Origin of the sequence: Chryseobacterium phosphatilyticum, assembly GCF_002899825.2 — a bacterium.
Taxonomy (GTDB): Bacteria; Bacteroidota; Bacteroidia; order Flavobacteriales; family Weeksellaceae; genus Chryseobacterium; species Chryseobacterium phosphatilyticum.
Genome location: NZ_PPED02000002.1, coordinates 1071824 through 1087456 on the forward strand (window position 1 = coordinate 1071824; position 15633 = coordinate 1087456).

Consider the following 15633-nt stretch of genomic DNA (forward strand, 5'->3'; position numbering starts at 1 on the left):
TTGTAATAGTTAAGAATTTAAATACAAAAATAAAAAATGAATTTAGAAGGACGAAAAATAATTGTCAATAAATCATCTAAAGAGTTATCGGAGTTGTTGAAGACCCCTGAAAATTATAAGGATTTTATGCCGGACGGTCTTCAGAAATTTGAAACCAGAGACAACGGTTTTAAGTTCGGACTACAGGGAATGCCTGAAATTGCTTTGAAAATTGATGAGGTAAATGATCAGAAAGCTGTTTTGAAATCAGCAAGTTCAAGTTTAGATTTTTCATTAACGGCAACTCTGAACCCTATCAGCGAAAACCAGACTGAAGTACAGATGTTATTCGAAGGGAAATTCAATCCATTTATCAAAATGATGGTAGAAAAACCGTTACAGAATTTTATCAATACTTTGACCGATAAGATCGAAGCTTATAAATAATAAAAAAGACCTTCAGTTTTGAAGGTTTTTTTATTTATACCCTATCATTTATTTTTCTGATAAACAAAATACTGGAAGGGTAAATAAGATGATAAGTTAGATTTCAATATCCCCCAATCAATTCCAATTTCATTTCGTTTATTTTATTATTATGAACAGGAATAAGGTATTGTGCCTGTTTTAAAGTCTTTGTAGCGGGGGAGGGTTTCTTTGTACTGTTTTTACAACTTGACACTGAACTGCCTGCCATTACAATTAAAAACAGTAGATGGATGATTATCTGAAATTCTGTTTTTTCCATTTCTCAAATGTTTTGTTATTCACGGATGATCTTTTATTGTTACTGGCGCTTCTTTTTAAAAAGCCCTGCCATCAGGTTTGAACCTGCTGAACCTTCTGCTAATTGCAGGTAATTACGCTTACTTTGATCTTTTTCAATGGTGATGGTTCCTGTAGTTTGTACATTTTTCATTTCCAGAAAATCGGTTGAGGTCGCATCACTGTCGCTTAACGGTCCACTTCCATATCCTGCCAGTTTAGAATAATCGGTAAAAATGCAATCAGAAGCTTTGTACCGGCGTTTACTTCCTTTTTCTCTGATCCATATTGTGCTGGTGCCGGCAATGATATTGTGATGGAAGTCGAATTCGTTCCCATTGGTACCTTGTGTAGTCCAGACGCCACAGAAATACCCACCATAAACCAGTGAATGGCGCATGGCACTACGGCTACCTGTTCCTCCGTCATTTTTCCAGAAAACAACAGGAATTTTACAGTTGTAGAAAACACAATGATCAATAACCAATCCATAACCATTGGCAATAACTCCTACATGGAGTGGCAATACATCAACATTTCCGGCAAAAAGACATTGGGATATCAACAGATCGTCAAGGCTTTTACCATCCCGCCATATGGGATAGGAACGGCGTAGATTGGTACCATCAATATAAGAGTAATCCGGGCTGCCGGTAAAGCGAAGGCCTTCTATCGTCACATGACTAACCTCCGGTTGTATCCCTTTGGCTTCCTGTCCGCCTACACCCGCTTCAAGCGGAGAAGCTGTTACTACTACCGGCATTTTTTGCGGAGTCCAGTCTGAATCGTCAGGCATCACTTCTGCACAAATGACAAGGCGATTGGCGAGGGTATACTTGTCATTATTAAATATAACGGTTTGGGTGAGAAGATGTATTCCTTCCGAAAGGATGATCGTAGTTGCTTCCGGCTCTTTGTTGAGGTTGACACGTTTTGATGCTTCTATGATGGTCTTTAACGGCTGTGACTTTGTTCCGGTATTGACATCGTTGCCCGTCCGGGGATTGACGTATAATTGTTCTGCGTCTACCGAAAGTACAGCCATCATAAACAGGACAAAACTCAATGTATATTTTATCATATTCCTTTTTTTTTGTAAAATTAGGAATAGGTTGACCTTATAAAAAGGTCATTTTATCTTTAAAATGATCATTATATGTTCTTTCGGTATTGTTGAGGGGTATTGCCTGTAATATTTTTAAAAAAGCGGTTGAAATTTGAGGGATCCGAAAAGCCCAGCTCATAAGAAATTTCTTTTGCAGATTTGTTTTGATGGAGCTGTTTTTTAATTTCTGAAATCAATTTGTAATGAATCATTTGCTGGGCTGATTGTCCGCTATATTGTCTGCAAATTTTATTAAGAAATCCTGCACTGATGTTAAGTATTTTCGAATAGGCTTCAACACTCCGGTCCTTCATAAATTGTTTTTCCAGTAAAGACCGGAATCTATAAAAATCCGGATGAACGTAGGTGTCTCTCTGAACATGATAAATACCTGCATAGTATCGATTGAGAATAACTAATAATTGATAGAGAAGTGACCTGATCAAATGACTGCTGTCATTCTGAAGGTGCCCGAATTCCTGTTCTATGCCATATAAAAGCTCCCTGCACTTTTCAAATGAGGTTTCTGAAATATTCATTTCGGGAGGGCTTGTATATTGATGGAAATATTGAAACCGATAGAGAAATAATTCATCCGAGAAAAAAAGATGAAGAAAGTCTTTTTCAAAAAATAAGATATATCCTTTTACCTTTTCTTTAATTTCCCAGCGACGAACTTGTCCGGGACTTGTGAAAATAATGGTTCGTGGGGTTATCAATACCTTATTTTCGTCTAACGTAAAAGTTCCGGCTCCCTCTTCAATGAAAAGAATTTCGTAAAAGCTAAGCTGATGTAGGGTATCGTCTAATACAAAATGATTCAATGTTTCGATGCGCCCGATATCCAAAAGCAGTTCCAGACCGTACTTATTGGGGAGAAAATGATACGTTTTAATTTTTGTGTCTGATGCCATTTCTTTTTCTTTTCAGGAATAAGCTAAAAATACAAATTTTTGTTTATTCTTATAATGAAATGCATCAGTAGGGAAAGTGTTTTTTGTTAATGCTTATTATTCATTTCTGATAAATACATCAAGCCAACCCACTACTGCAAAACTTACAAAATATAGCCCTTCTGGATTATGAAATTTATAATTTCTACTCATCATAATATGTTTTTAAGTAAAGATATAAAATGAGCTATCTTATGGAAAGTAATTATTAAGAAAATACCACACGAAAGGATTCGTGCGGCAGCTGAAGAGTTTTTTTGTTATCTGTTCCGAAGTTGCAAATTTTGGAGAGCAGCGTTATTCAAACCTATATAAGGATCTGTTAAAATTAATCTTCTTTTTAAGTTATCTGGTAACCCATTTAATGACTTATCATCATCTATTATAATCAAATCATCAGGATCAATTTTATTATCATTTATCCATTTTTCTATTTCCTCTCTTCTTGAAAATTTGGAATCCAATTTTAAATTCATAATAGATATTTCTTTAAATTTAATATTCCTCCTCTGAAAAATATTTTTCCATTCTTGAATATCAAATCTAAATCTATGTGAAGTTGATAAAATTATTTCTAAATCATCAATTGAGTTTATAACGTCAATAGCATTTGCATTAAATTTATAAAACCCATCTTCTCCCATGTCCACTTTTTTATATGGATTAGCATGAACCATTACACCGTCAATATCTAAAAAAAGTCTCATAACGAAATTTATTAAAGTAAAATGCATCCAAAATCTTCAGGATTAAATCCGCCTGGCCAAATTGTGGTTTCATTATAAACCGCTCCACGCTACCGTACGACTCCTTTCGTGTGTCTAACAAGCTATAAATCAAATATTCTAAAAACTATACTGTCATCCGAAAGCCCTTTTTCATCAGAATAATCAACTGCACTGCTATATTTATAATCTTCTGCACAAAAAAATAAACCTGCTTCAACCGGATTTTAATGAATATAGTTAATTTTCTGACTGATAACCTTATTAGTCCATAACTTAACAGGTTTAGTATCATGCCACCCAAACTGGTATTTGTTAACATTTGAGCTTTTTGTACCTTCTTTTAAAAAGTAATCTGATAAAATTTCTTTTTTACTTTCCTTAAGATTTTCTTTAATAGCCCTTATAATTGAATTACTTGTAAATCTTTTCAAATCTCCAATCAATAAATCTGGTTTCTGCTTGTTTATACCTCTAAAAACCAAATGTACATGACTGGACATAATACACTAAACATGATTTCTAAATCTTTTGTTTTTGGCAAAATCTTATACTTTCTAACAAAAGCTCTTTATATTCATTTCTGATAAATACATCAAGCCAACCCACTACTGCAAAACTTACAAAATACAGTCCTTGCCTTCCATCGGGATCTATAAATCGTAAAGGATTATTATAAACATAGGTATAAGGATTCCATCTTCGAGAGGTTTCCGCCAGCGGATCGACAACACCCCACCTTGCAATATCCGGCATATACATACTTGCCCCATAATCATACATACCTGTCTCTTGCAGTTCTTTGCCGTTGTACTTGTACTGATACGCAGCATTTCCGGTCAGGATCTTATATCCTTCATGCTTTAACCCAAAAGGATAGTAATTACTTTCCTCAATGATCTCTACTCCGGATCCGTTGTTCATATAACTTAAACGTACATTTCCTAAATGATATGTATAGTGGTAAATATACTTATTTTTTGCATTGTCAATAATAAAAAGGCCACGCGAAAGGATTCGTGCGGCAGCTGAGGAGCCTTTATTATTACTAAAAAGAAACTTCTCGAATCTCTTTTTGTTCTAAATTATCATAAAAATAAATGGTGAAATTTTCTATTTTTATCAAGTCTATTATCTGATACATATCTGATATTAAAATAATCTCTAAAGTAGAAGTATTTATTTTAGCTAAATAAAATCCTGAGTTAAACCATCTTCTTTTAAAACAAGGGATATAAATAAATCCATTGTTATATAGTAACGGACCACCAAACACTTCTTTTTTTAAAATGTTTCCATCAATGGACAGCTTCCCAACCTCAGGGCATCCTTGGCAAATTTCATATGTGTTTAAATACAAAACTTCTTTTCCGTTTGGGAGTTTTATATTAACGTTAAAGCTTAATGGGTTTTCTAATTTCATTGATCTTATCTTGATATCATTCTAGTTGCTTGATTTACTACACTTTTAGACTCTGTCAAAAATTGAATAGATCCCCCTGTATAGAATCCTCCACCTTGAGGTCCAACTATTCCTATTTTAATTGGAGTTCCTTTAGGGACTATACCTGAAGTATATTGTGTTAAAGGATTCCACTCTTGTTTTATTGCCACTACTGTTCTATTTGCAAATTCGCTAGTTCCAACTCTTACACCCCAAAAATCACTCTTTCCAATATACATTTGCCCAAATCTTTGAGCAGGAATATCAAAAGGAGCTTTCATATTAATACTTCCAAATAAAAACCCATCTGAAGTAGTTGCAACTTTTGCTACTGCTCCTAATGCCTTAGAAAATCCAATTTCTGCTGCTGCTCCTTGCAATCCATATAGACCCGCAACAGCTAACTGTCCCGATGGATTTCCCATTGCTGCTTCCGGTGAATTGGATGCAGGAGTTTCTCTTATATATGAACCGTTATCAGGAGTACCAAAAGCAGCAACACTCATTGCTGATGCAGAATCCCCTGCTGGCGCGAGCTTCCAGCTCGTGCTCATTAGCCTTCTGTCTATACATTGGCATCTATTTCTAATACTTCCTGATAGTCATCACAATAATTTCTGGCACTACTATATTTCCACTCCCATGGATTTACAACAAAACCATTTTCAACAGGATTTTGATGAATATAATTCAACTTCTGTTCAAATACTTTTAAAGACCAGACTTCTATTGGTTTATTATGCTGTTGCCAAAACTGATATCTTTTTACATTAGAATTGTTTTTGCCTGCTTTCTCAAACATCCAAAGCAACCATTCTCGCCTGCTCTCCCGAGAATTTTCTTCAATTGATTTTAACAATGTTCTTGAAGTAAAACCTTTAAAATCTCTTATCAGTTCGGATGGTTCTCCTTTCTCTGAACGGAAGAGTAAATGAATATGACTGGGCATAATGCAATATCCAAATATAGACATGCCTTTATTCTTCCTGCAATAATCCAGAGCATTAATTACAATATCAAAATATTCTATTCTGGTAAAAACATCAATCCAGAACACTGTAGCAAAGCTTATAAAGTAAGCTCCATCCTTCTCATGAAATTTATATTTTCTGCTCATGTTCTAAAATAAGAAAAAGAATTGTGGTTGAAAACAAAACCTTCGCAATAGCGAAGGTTTATTTTATATGTTGGACACGAGCAAGATGCTCGCGCCAGCGGGGGGGGTAAATTTTAAGTCAGAGTTATTTGAAATAGATTTATTTATAATGGCTTTATTTAAAAAGTTAAGATCTTCAGGAGTATTACCCTTTAATAGTAAATTAAATTTTTTATACTTAAAGAAGGTTAAATTTTTAGCTTTAGGATTTATATTAATATCACTATTATTTTCCCTAGTAATGGTAATCATATATCCTTGATTCTCGTAATATAAACTTGATACATAAATTGATGATAAAGTTGGTGTAAAATTTTCATCATTATTTGTATAAATAAATGCATCAATAAAATTATTAATTTTATAATTTTTTGATATGCATGGAATTTGCGACCAAGCTAACTGGGATATCAGAATCAGAATTAGTAATAATTTATTTTTCATATGCTCCATTTTTATCGTATGTTGTGTAAAAACCATTTCTATAAACTCTAAAAATAGTATCTTTATATATTGGATTAATTGTGTTATCATAATCATATGTTCCTTCATAAGCATCTCTATTTTTGCCAACATTTCCCCAAGGAAAATATCCACTTGGAAGACTGTTTCCTGGGTGATTATGATCTTGTTTTGTTAGTGTAAAAACTCCCTCATAAGATGAAAAGTTTGTCATTCCTAATGCTTGTGGATCAACTGGAAAGATTTATTTTTCTTGTTCTATTTCGTAATACAAAATAGAACAAGAAAACCACTGCAAAATGCGGTGGTTTTATGTTTCAATTAATATCATTTAGTAGAGCTGACACACAATCTCTGACATTCTGGATACCTAGCTTTTGTTTAATCTCTCTCATATCCTCTTTCATATTTTTCATGGGGTTACTATTGCAAAAAAAAGATATTTTTGCATTTTCATTATAATTAAACGTCCAACTTCCAACATCATTAATAATATTATTATCAAGCTTATTTAGAAAAAAGGCGCTCGTCTTCTTAGTATTTTTAAAATTTGATAACAAAATATTTTTATTCTCATCATTATCTGAATAGATAACGACTTTATAGCCTCTGTATTCAATTATTGAATTTTGATCGCTGATTTTCCCCATACAATCAAAGCAATTATTATTTATATGAATATTTTTTTCTTTAAGATTTCCTTCTTCATTATCGATTCCTAATTGCAGAAATGTTTTAGTAGGAGTGAAAATCTTATTTCTCGGAGAATAATAGTCAATGTAAGTATCAACAATGTGATTCACATTAAATTTTTGTGCAGAACAACTTAAAGTTGCAAATGCTATAGCACATAAAAAGATCATTCTATTCAATATTTGCATTTGAGCCATCATATTTAATATATTTTTTTAAAAAAGTTGAGTATACCCTAAGTTTAATATTCTCATGGGTTCTTGCTACGTTTATATCACATTTTTTACCTAAACCACAATCAAAAGTGTTTACTTTAAATCCTTTTGCCCCATAATCAAATCCACTTGGAGATAATTGATAATTAGGAGGGTGATTATGATCTTGTGCTTTTAAATTACTTTGAAAAAAGTTATCACCTCCTACTGAAAAATTAGACATATATCCCGTTCCTTTAGGATCAAGTGGAGAAGTACTGGGTAAATGATAAGTTGATATTACAGAAAAATTATTACCCGAAGTAGATGATTTATAAGTAGAATTTGCTGTTTCTACATTCGTATTATTGTAAAAATATTCGGCAACTTCTGATGCTTTTGACTCATTATTATAAAAACTTAATGTAGATAGTTTGTCACTACTATTACCTTCATTATCTGTCATTGGCGAACTTAATTTTTTTTCCTGAGAGTTTTTTTCTATATAACCTTTTTCACCCACATCTACACCTCCATCATTACTAGCGCTAAGATTACCATTCTTATCAAAATTTTTGGAAGCATAAATAACATCTCTTTCAGATTGTGCTTTCCAAATTAATTCTCCTTTTTTATTCAACTCATATATATCAGTACCTTGTCTACCATCTGGATCAATAAATCTAATGGGGTTATTAAAAGCATAAGCATATGTAGACCATCTTCTGGAAGTTTCCGCCAGCGGATCTACAACACCCCACCTTGCAATATCCGGCATATACATCCTTGCCCCATAATCATACATACCAGTCTCTTGCAATTCCTTTCCATTGTACTTATAGTTCTATAAGCATTCCATTATAGGAAAATATTCTGAAAATGTTACACTCCATTTATTATCAAAGTTTCCATTAATAATAATATAATCAATTCCTTTTTTTAAATTAAACTCCATCTTTTCTTTTTTCTTAGACATAATCTTTATCTTTCTATTTCCTTTAGAAATTTTAATTTCTCTATATCCACAGGTGTAGTTATCAAAATTATATTTTTTACCATTAATAGTGATTATGTCGTCAATAAAAGCAGCATTATTAAAAAACAATAAGACTTCGTTATCTTTTTTAAGAAATTCTTTTGAAGTATTTTCCAAATAAAATTTGTATCCTATACTATCCGTTTTTGTTGCTTGCGTTTTGTTTTGATAATAAAAATCAATATTATTTTGTGCTGAGCAACTATTGTTAATCAGTAAAACCATTATTAAAAAAATTGTTGTTTTCATTTTTTAGGTAATCTAAATGAGTTAGCTTTAATCGTTTCTTCCATTTTCTGTATTTGATTTGTATTAAATTCTGTACCAAATCCTTTCATTGAAGGCGTTGGGTTTTCATAGGTATTCATCCTATTGTTAATATTGGCAGGAGTATTTTCCACCCCTGAGCTTGGCTCCCAGATATGTTCTGCACCAAAGGTATGAGCAATTTCGTGTGTGATTGTATCCGTATTTCCATTTTTTACATTTACAGTAGCGGTGATAGGGTTGCCAAGTGGTGCGTCTCCAAGTACAGTTCCACGAGTAGTAGTACCATCATTATTTTGTATCACTTCAGATCGTCCTGAAAAAGTCATATCAATATTATAAGTAGCATTACTATCTTGAATAATTTTAAGATCAAGCCCTTCTTTTCTAAAGTTCTTTTCTACAGTTGAAAATTTTTGTTGAACTTGTTCATTGGTAAAAGAGCCTTGTGTAACATTTGTTCTTAATTCAACTTTTGCTGGGGTATTTAAATTAAATCCAGATATATCATTAGATACAGGGGTATTCCTTGTAGATTTATTAATTAACTCAGCTTCTAATCCTTCTAATTCTCTAGCATCAATAACTCGATTTTCAGAAAACGCATAAGTACTATTATGAGTGTATTTTTCTGCCAAAGGATCAATATTAAAAAATCTTCCCACATCAGGCATGTAATTTCTCCACTTAAACGAATAAAAACCTGTCTCCTGTAACTCTTGTCCTTGGTACTTATAGTTCTTATAAGTCCCAGCTCCAAAATATGCATTCCCTGATTTTAAATGATTCATCCCAAAAGGGTAGTAGTCATTCACATCAGTGATCTCAAGGAGCCCGGTAGTATTACTTCTGCCATAGCTTATTCTTACATTTCCCAAATGATCTTTATACTGATAAATATACATTTTTTTCTGATAATCATAAAATCCTTCTGATGTTGGAAAAAACTGAAGTTCAGGATGGTGTGGGTTTCTGATAATTCCTCCGGGACCAGTACCCGGATCCGGAGTTACTACTTTATCATTGAGACTAAATGCCTGTTGCTCCAGTGCAAGCCGTGTCTCCTGCAAAACAGAAGAGAACATATCTGCATTGCCTCCTGATGATGTTCTGTTCAGATATTGAAATCCATCAAGATAATCGGTAATTTCTTTTGTCCAGGTTGCACCGGCAACCCCTGTGGAAGTCCGTGTATTTTCTTTCCTTAGTTTAAGTCCGTCAGCGCGATAGTTCGTTTTTATATCGGTAGTTATTGGATCAAAGCCGATATGTACGGCATTGGGAAGGTTCAGGTAATTATAGCTGATTTCTGTAATCTCCTTATCCATCATATTTTTCATATTCCCATTCAGATCGTATTCAATAGGAAGACCTGCCACTCCTTCATATCCTGTCTTATTGTTACTGTCGTCTTTGATTCGGATAGCCTGATTACCTGTATAGGTATAGATCAAATTATCAATTACCGTTGGGGTAGTACTATTGTCGGTAATACCGGTTCTGTAAAGGCTGATAATATTGCCATTGAGATCATAGCTTAATGATTCTATGTTTTCCTTACTTGCGGGATTGTTTGGATTTTGGTAATATCCTGCCGTTAATCGGTTGAGGCCATCATAAGCATATCCATATCTTTTAGGTTCCAGAGGAGGATTTGCTCCGATAGATTCCATTGTCCTCCAGTCTACTTCTGCGATATTACCATTGTATTTTGCCTGTACATTTTTTCCGGCAAACAAGACAGGATCAGGATTATCAATTCCATTTTTCTGAGTATATTTTATTGTATAGGAAAATAATTTTCCACCCAAATCAGGAACAGACATCTGATCTTTATTAATATCACTAAGCCAGCCTCTGATATTGTAGGCATAATCAATGTTTTGCAGATTATTTCCTACTTTTTTATTTTTAAGCTGTGATAATTCGTTATAGGTATTCTCTGCCAATAATTGCTCCGGCCATGAGTCAACCTGATGATAATGTTTTAATAGTCTGTTTTGAGTATCATATTCAAACCGTTCCTTTATGGTAACCTCGGCTTCATCGGATTTTCTCAGATGTTTTATTTCTGAATTTTGAACAAGTCCTGCAAAATCCAGTTTTGATTCTGTCTGGGTATAACCTCCAAAGTGATTAAAAGAATAAGTTCCTACCATTCTACCTTTAGTATCATAATACATATAGTTCATCGTCCACTTATCATCTTCGGTATTTTTCACATAAGATGCCGTTGGTAAGCCCTGTGTTGAGATACCACCGTTAGAAGCTGCATCAAAATTGATCACAAATTGATCAAGGATTTTGGTTGGAGGAAACTTCCTGGTGTCTCTTGGATAGGTATCATAATAATTAATACTAAGGAGATTGGTCAGATTACTAAGGAATGTATTGGTATAGTATGCAATGATCCCACTTTTTGAAAAACCTGTACTGGTCTGGGTTTCGGTAATGACCTGATTTCCGATCTGGTTTTGCATAGCTGTACGGGTTGATCCGGGAAGGATTCCGGTATAGGCAATACGTCCAAACTGATCATATTTGGTGAATACCCATTGTCCCTGATTGCGTAAGTTGGCATCCTGAGTAAGAATTAAGCGGTCAGCTTTATCATAGACCATATACTCCCAGCCTTTCCCGGGAAGCTTCTTCTCTACCAGACGATTTTTTCCATCATAGCGATACTGATAGCACAATTCATCGTGTTTTGTGGTATTGGCAACAATATCACCTCTTATGCTGGCCAGGGGAGGGAGTACAAAGGCAAGCTGGTCGTATTCGTTATAAACATAGTGGGTATCTGCATTTTCACCATTTACAATTTTTCTGATGACCACAGTCTGTCCTTTACCATTTTTAAATTCTATGGTTTTGTTACCATCTTCATCGGTAATGGTATTCTTGTACAATTCTTTGTCTCTGTAGAGCCAGTCTTCAGCCAGTACAGATTGAGTGGCACCGTTTACCCAACTGGTTGTAGTAATAAACTTCCTTACTCCATCAGCTACGGTAACAGCTTCATAATCAAATCTGATAGGCTTGGTACTCCAGTCATTACCTACCTGAAACTGTTGCTGAATACGATTAAGGGGTGAGTTTTCAAAGATTTTCTCTGAAAAAATTTTCTCCTGTCCATAAATACCGGGTTGGGCAGCATTTGCGAGAGACAAGGGAACAATACCGCCGTTCAGCGTTCCTTGCTGGGGAACAGGAAGGTATTCTCTGACCTGCCTTCCAAAGCCATCATATTCTATATGGGTAACCACATCTTTTCCAAGAGGAGAACCTTTTACATTGACTACCTGTTTGGGTCTTCCCAATCCGTCAAAATACTGAACGATTTCGGATGACTTGGATGAAGCAGTCCCATTATAATCAAGATAGGTTTTACTTTGTATATAGTTTTCGTTATTAGGAATCGGGCTAAGCTGGGCTTTTACAGTCCCGGATATCACCAGAAATCCTATGGGTATAATGAGTTTTTTCATATTGTGTTTATTGCTTATAGTTATATTTGAATTCTTTGATAACCTTAATAACGTAATTCCCTGTGTTGTCTCTTTCCCGTGTTTTGATTTCTTTTAATTGATTGGTATTATCGTATACATATATCTCCCGGATACCGGAAGGTGGAGTGATGGAAGTTACTCCCACCAAAGGATCATAGGTATATGAAGTGACCATTCCTGTTGGTTTGAAATTCTCAAAGGCCAGTAAAAGCTCTGCTTCTTTAGATGGATCGGCATCATCTTCATTGGATTTGGCTACAATATTGGCAATCAGATTTTCCACCTGACTATAGGAAGCTCCGACAATTTTTGCAATAGGTTTTGTTTTATGGTATCCCCATACAATACTTACAGGGGTGCCATCCTTGGCTGTGTATTGCAGAATGTTTCCCTGATCATCATATTTGTCATAATTAACTTCAGGGGTAGAAGCTGTTGGGTTTTGAAGATCATATGATACCACTGAAACAGGAAGTACCAGATTTCCACTCACTGAATGAGGGAGAGCTGTAGGATAAATAGTTTCTGTTCGGGAAAGTATTTTGGTACTGCTGCCCATCGTTTGTTGTACATTTGACTCCAATGGAATAGCAACCATATTTTTACTGATCATCAGTTGATTGTTTTTCTCGTGGGCATAGCTATATTCTGTCTCACTAAAACTTCCGTCAGGTAAGATATTTTTTTGCTTCTTTAATTGAGTATGGGAAGGATTGTTATAAAAATACTCGGTTTTGGTTTCAACAGGAGTTCCGTTAAAATAATCTGTCGTTTTCTGAGATTCTAAATAAGTAAATCGGCTGATGTTCTTATAGTACACAACATCCATATTGGGATAATCCCCAGTCCAGGTGCCATTATTGGCAATAGGTTCATAAATTTTACGTCTGCTGATGCCTCCCAGATAAGAGGTTCTGGTGGGATCTTCGGCATACTGAGTTTCGACAGTCTTTACAGTGGTTCCTGCATTGTCTTTATAAACGGTTAATAGCTCTTTCCCATTCTTCCAGCCTGAGTTCGTCCAGGGAGCTGAAATAATGGAACCTCCTTTAATAGGATTACCCGGGTAGTCTGTCTCGGAACTGAAATGATGGATGGTTTTTCCTTTTCCTTCAATTTGTTCTTCCACCGTATCATAAAAAATATTTGGATTAAAAGAAAATAACCTGCCTATATTGGATGAAGTAATAGCTGTATAGGTAGACATGGCAGGCTGCGAATTTAAAGAACCGTAACAGAGCGATCCTACCGACCTGTCTTCAACAAATACAGGGTCTCTGGTAACATGAATAGAATATTCCCCATTATCTCTGATATAATTATATTTTCTGGTGATAGGAAGTCCATCATTAGGAGTATCAACGGTAGAGGAAATTCTATAACCACCTTTTAGTACATCTTGTAGTTCATAGCGATCATCCTCATCATAGTAATAGATTTGTGCATAGGCATTACAACAAAAAAACATCGCTGTTAAGGTAAATTTCAATGGTTGATTTTTTACCCCATTTACAATAATCTGACTGCTATTGTTTAAGCTTGAATCCAAATTTGCGATAAGATTACCTGCTTGATCACGTACTTCAAGATGTGCTTCTTGCTTGTCAGTTTCTAAATCCGGACTACCCTGACAATTTCCATAGGGATACAGATAGTTGGAAAGATTAATCTCAACAGGCCCCGTTTTATTTGGAGTCACAATCAGTTCTTTAGTCGTAGAATAATTATTTTGAGGAGTGAATGTATTGATTTGAACATTGGTTTTTACTGCACGAATCAAAACATTTTCCTTCCTTTTGTGATTTTCATAGTTAAATAAAGTATTGCCTCCCGTTGGATAAGTGATCATTTTTAATAATCCATAATAACCTTTAGTTTGGCTTACAGCCTGATTAGCTCCATTGTATTGAGGAGCCGTAGGATCAGTGCTTACAAATAACTGCGGGACAAGATTGGTATTGAATGATGCATTATAATATCCCCATACATCTCTGGAAAAACTTAATCTAGAGGGTAGAATTTCAGGGCTATAATAAGTGAATTTGTGTGATGAACTGGTTTTATTATTTCGTATCTCATTTAAGAACAGTCTTGAAGCACCAGTCGTGGTATAATTAAAGCTATAATCATCTATAACAATATCATTATGATATTTTTTGATACTGGTCAATTTTGAATAATCTCCATTTTGAGCTGAATAGGAAAAAACAATCGAGTTATTATTGGAATCAACTATTTTTTTGAGCTGTTTACCCGCTACATATTGCTCTGAATCCGCAATAAGACCTAAATCCGGAAATATTGTATACGGATTAACAGGACAGTAAGGAATACCGAGCAAAGGATCGATTTCTAAACCTCCATACTTATATTGTACGTCTTTGGTATAAGCCATCGTTTGAGATTGTGAAAGAATGTTGGTATAACTCACATCCTGATACTCCAAAGTAAGCGTCTGACCACTGGTAGTAACAACGGAGGTCAGATACCATGATTGTATATATTGTTGTGGCGGCTGGTGGCTTCCGGTATTAAGTGTCCTGTTTTGAATATGTTCCAGATCGTTGAAATTATACTTCACCCCATTATCAAGAGTAATTGAAAAGGAATTTCCATTATTATTTCTTGTAATGACGTAATCTTTCTGGTCAATCATGACAATTTTACCAGCCTTATTAATCAGAAATTTTACATTATAGCCTCCAAAATTGGCACTATATAGGTCTGGTTCAGAATCAAAGTCATCATTTTCACAAAATGTCAGGTACGCATTCAGTTGTGTAGCAAAGTTTTCAGTTAGTGGAACATCCCCACTGTTAAAACTGCTCTCTTCATCAGGTCTGTCCCGTATAGTTCTGGTGATCACTCCCCCTGAAATAAAAGTCCAGCCCAGTCCTACAGAGCCGTTCATTTCATCAACATTAATCCCGTTGGAAGCATAATTTAATGAAATTGGAATGCTTGTTCCATCTACCGAAAGTTCTGTAATGGGAATATTGATGTTAGGGGCTCCGGTAAACATGCCGATAGGAATATTTCCGTACTGACTGAATTTAAAGGATTCCGGACTGGTAGGTGATATTTTGGGAATATGTTTTCCCGCATTATTGGTATCGGTGGCATAATCCTGAGGAGCATTTTGCCCATAGAATAAGGCAGAAAGTACAATTCCCGCTCCTGTTAACGTTTTTTTCATCGGTGTTTATTTTTTTATAAGTTTAGCATTGGCTGTTTTGTTGGTATCCGTTTTTATCGTAACCAGGTAAGCTCCCTGCACCAGTGCCTGAGTATTTATTTTAGTCACTTTATTCTTCGTTTTAAGATTCTGAAGCTGTCTTCCACTCA

General features: G+C 34.8%; 16 protein-coding genes and 2 pseudogenes. 1 reads left to right on the forward strand and 17 read right to left on the reverse strand.

Annotated features, from left to right (window positions below; translation table 11 throughout):
- The first annotated feature begins 36 nt into the window (after positions 1 to 36).
- A complete protein-coding gene (locus C1631_RS11955; protein WP_103248942.1) occupies positions 37 to 426 on the forward strand; it encodes an orotate phosphoribosyltransferase in 390 nt (129 codons plus the stop codon).
- A 103-nt stretch (positions 427 to 529) separates the two neighbouring features.
- On the opposite strand, the gene C1631_RS11960 is transcribed toward C1631_RS11955, so the two are convergent.
- The 17 genes and pseudogenes from C1631_RS11960 to C1631_RS12040 all read right to left on the reverse strand — a co-directional run.
- Entirely contained in the window at positions 530 to 727 is a 198-nt protein-coding gene (locus C1631_RS11960; protein ID WP_103248943.1) for a hypothetical protein, read from the reverse strand.
- Positions 728 to 766: 39 nt separating this feature from the next.
- Positions 767 to 1825 carry a hypothetical protein gene (locus tag C1631_RS11965; RefSeq protein WP_109712307.1) on the reverse strand — a complete coding sequence of 353 codons (1059 nt, stop codon included), beginning with the start codon at positions 1823 to 1825 and terminating at the stop codon, positions 767 to 769.
- Positions 1826 to 1896: 71 nt separating this feature from the next.
- Positions 1897 to 2763: an AraC family transcriptional regulator gene (locus C1631_RS11970; RefSeq protein WP_103248945.1), complete on the reverse strand. Its 867-nt coding sequence runs from the start codon at positions 2761 to 2763 to the stop codon at positions 1897 to 1899.
- 299 nt (positions 2764 to 3062) lie between these two features.
- Complete coding sequence (locus tag C1631_RS11980; protein WP_109712309.1) at positions 3063 to 3509, reverse strand: HAD domain-containing protein; 447 nt, start codon at positions 3507 to 3509, stop codon at positions 3063 to 3065.
- 245 nt (positions 3510 to 3754) lie between these two features.
- Positions 3755 to 4030 (reverse strand): hypothetical protein, encoded by a 276-nt coding sequence (locus C1631_RS24270; RefSeq protein WP_185144664.1) that lies wholly within the window; start codon positions 4028 to 4030, stop codon positions 3755 to 3757.
- Between the two features lie 130 nt (positions 4031 to 4160).
- Positions 4161 to 4517 (reverse strand): annotated as a pseudogene (locus tag C1631_RS24275) (RHS repeat-associated core domain-containing protein); the annotation flags it as partial.
- A 58-nt stretch (positions 4518 to 4575) separates the two neighbouring features.
- The gene (locus C1631_RS11990) at positions 4576 to 4950 is read right to left on the reverse strand and encodes a hypothetical protein (RefSeq protein ID WP_103249879.1); all 375 of its coding nucleotides are present in this window, start codon (positions 4948 to 4950) and stop codon (positions 4576 to 4578) included.
- 5 nt (positions 4951 to 4955) lie between these two features.
- On the reverse strand, positions 4956 to 5525 hold the full coding sequence (locus tag C1631_RS11995; protein ID WP_103249878.1) for a hypothetical protein: 570 nt from the start codon (positions 5523 to 5525) through the stop codon (positions 4956 to 4958).
- Positions 5526 to 5536: 11 nt separating this feature from the next.
- Positions 5537 to 6088 (reverse strand): REP-associated tyrosine transposase, encoded by a 552-nt coding sequence (locus C1631_RS12000; protein ID WP_109712311.1) that lies wholly within the window; start codon positions 6086 to 6088, stop codon positions 5537 to 5539.
- Between the two features lie 63 nt (positions 6089 to 6151).
- The gene (locus C1631_RS12005; protein WP_109712313.1) at positions 6152 to 6571 is read right to left on the reverse strand and encodes a hypothetical protein; all 420 of its coding nucleotides are present in this window, start codon (positions 6569 to 6571) and stop codon (positions 6152 to 6154) included.
- Positions 6561 to 6803: a hypothetical protein gene (locus tag C1631_RS12010; RefSeq protein WP_109712315.1), complete on the reverse strand. Its 243-nt coding sequence runs from the start codon at positions 6801 to 6803 to the stop codon at positions 6561 to 6563. The genes C1631_RS12005 and C1631_RS12010 overlap by 11 nt, the downstream gene beginning before the upstream one ends.
- Before the next feature lie 103 nt (positions 6804 to 6906).
- Positions 6907 to 7482: a hypothetical protein gene (locus tag C1631_RS12015; protein WP_103247754.1), complete on the reverse strand. Its 576-nt coding sequence runs from the start codon at positions 7480 to 7482 to the stop codon at positions 6907 to 6909.
- Positions 7483 to 8137: 655 nt separating this feature from the next.
- Positions 8138 to 8317, reverse strand: a pseudogene (locus C1631_RS25105) (RHS repeat-associated core domain-containing protein); the annotation flags it as partial.
- A 3-nt stretch (positions 8318 to 8320) separates the two neighbouring features.
- Positions 8321 to 8761, reverse strand: coding sequence for a hypothetical protein (locus C1631_RS12025; protein ID WP_103247752.1), 441 nt, complete (start codon positions 8759 to 8761; stop codon positions 8321 to 8323).
- Complete coding sequence (locus C1631_RS12030; RefSeq protein ID WP_109712319.1) at positions 8758 to 12267, reverse strand: DUF6443 domain-containing protein; 3510 nt, start codon at positions 12265 to 12267, stop codon at positions 8758 to 8760. The genes C1631_RS12025 and C1631_RS12030 overlap by 4 nt, the downstream gene beginning before the upstream one ends.
- Positions 12268 to 12274: 7 nt before the next feature.
- Positions 12275 to 15484 carry a hypothetical protein gene (locus tag C1631_RS12035; protein WP_109712321.1) on the reverse strand — a complete coding sequence of 1070 codons (3210 nt, stop codon included), beginning with the start codon at positions 15482 to 15484 and terminating at the stop codon, positions 12275 to 12277.
- Positions 15485 to 15490: 6 nt separating this feature from the next.
- Positions 15491 to 15633: T9SS type A sorting domain-containing protein (locus C1631_RS12040; protein ID WP_123966667.1), on the reverse strand; the 143-nt coding region annotated here is incomplete at its 5' end.

Excerpts from the sequence above, each read along its gene's own strand:
- C1631_RS11955 (WP_103248942.1), top strand. The coding sequence starts at position 37 with ATGAATTTAGAAGGACGAAAAATAATTGTCAATAAATCATCTAAAGAG.
- C1631_RS11960 (WP_103248943.1), bottom strand. The coding sequence starts at position 727 with ATGGAAAAAACAGAATTTCAGATAATCATCCATCTACTGTTTTTAATT.
- C1631_RS11965 (WP_109712307.1), bottom strand. The coding sequence starts at position 1,825 with ATGATAAAATATACATTGAGTTTTGTCCTGTTTATGATGGCTGTACTT.
- C1631_RS11970 (WP_103248945.1), bottom strand. The coding sequence starts at position 2,763 with ATGGCATCAGACACAAAAATTAAAACGTATCATTTTCTCCCCAATAAG.
- C1631_RS11980 (WP_109712309.1), bottom strand. The coding sequence starts at position 3,509 with ATGAGACTTTTTTTAGATATTGACGGTGTAATGGTTCATGCTAATCCA.
- C1631_RS24270 (WP_185144664.1), bottom strand. The coding sequence starts at position 4,030 with ATGTCCAGTCATGTACATTTGGTTTTTAGAGGTATAAACAAGCAGAAA.
- C1631_RS11990 (WP_103249879.1), bottom strand. The coding sequence starts at position 4,950 with ATGAAATTAGAAAACCCATTAAGCTTTAACGTTAATATAAAACTCCCA.
- C1631_RS11995 (WP_103249878.1), bottom strand. The coding sequence starts at position 5,525 with ATGAGCACGAGCTGGAAGCTCGCGCCAGCAGGGGATTCTGCATCAGCA.
- C1631_RS12000 (WP_109712311.1), bottom strand. The coding sequence starts at position 6,088 with ATGAGCAGAAAATATAAATTTCATGAGAAGGATGGAGCTTACTTTATA.
- C1631_RS12005 (WP_109712313.1), bottom strand. The coding sequence starts at position 6,571 with ATGAAAAATAAATTATTACTAATTCTGATTCTGATATCCCAGTTAGCT.
- C1631_RS12010 (WP_109712315.1), bottom strand. The coding sequence starts at position 6,803 with ATGACAAACTTTTCATCTTATGAGGGAGTTTTTACACTAACAAAACAA.
- C1631_RS12015 (WP_103247754.1), bottom strand. The coding sequence starts at position 7,482 with ATGATGGCTCAAATGCAAATATTGAATAGAATGATCTTTTTATGTGCT.
- C1631_RS12025 (WP_103247752.1), bottom strand. The coding sequence starts at position 8,761 with ATGAAAACAACAATTTTTTTAATAATGGTTTTACTGATTAACAATAGT.
- C1631_RS12030 (WP_109712319.1), bottom strand. The coding sequence starts at position 12,267 with ATGAAAAAACTCATTATACCCATAGGATTTCTGGTGATATCCGGGACT.
- C1631_RS12035 (WP_109712321.1), bottom strand. The coding sequence starts at position 15,484 with ATGAAAAAAACGTTAACAGGAGCGGGAATTGTACTTTCTGCCTTATTC.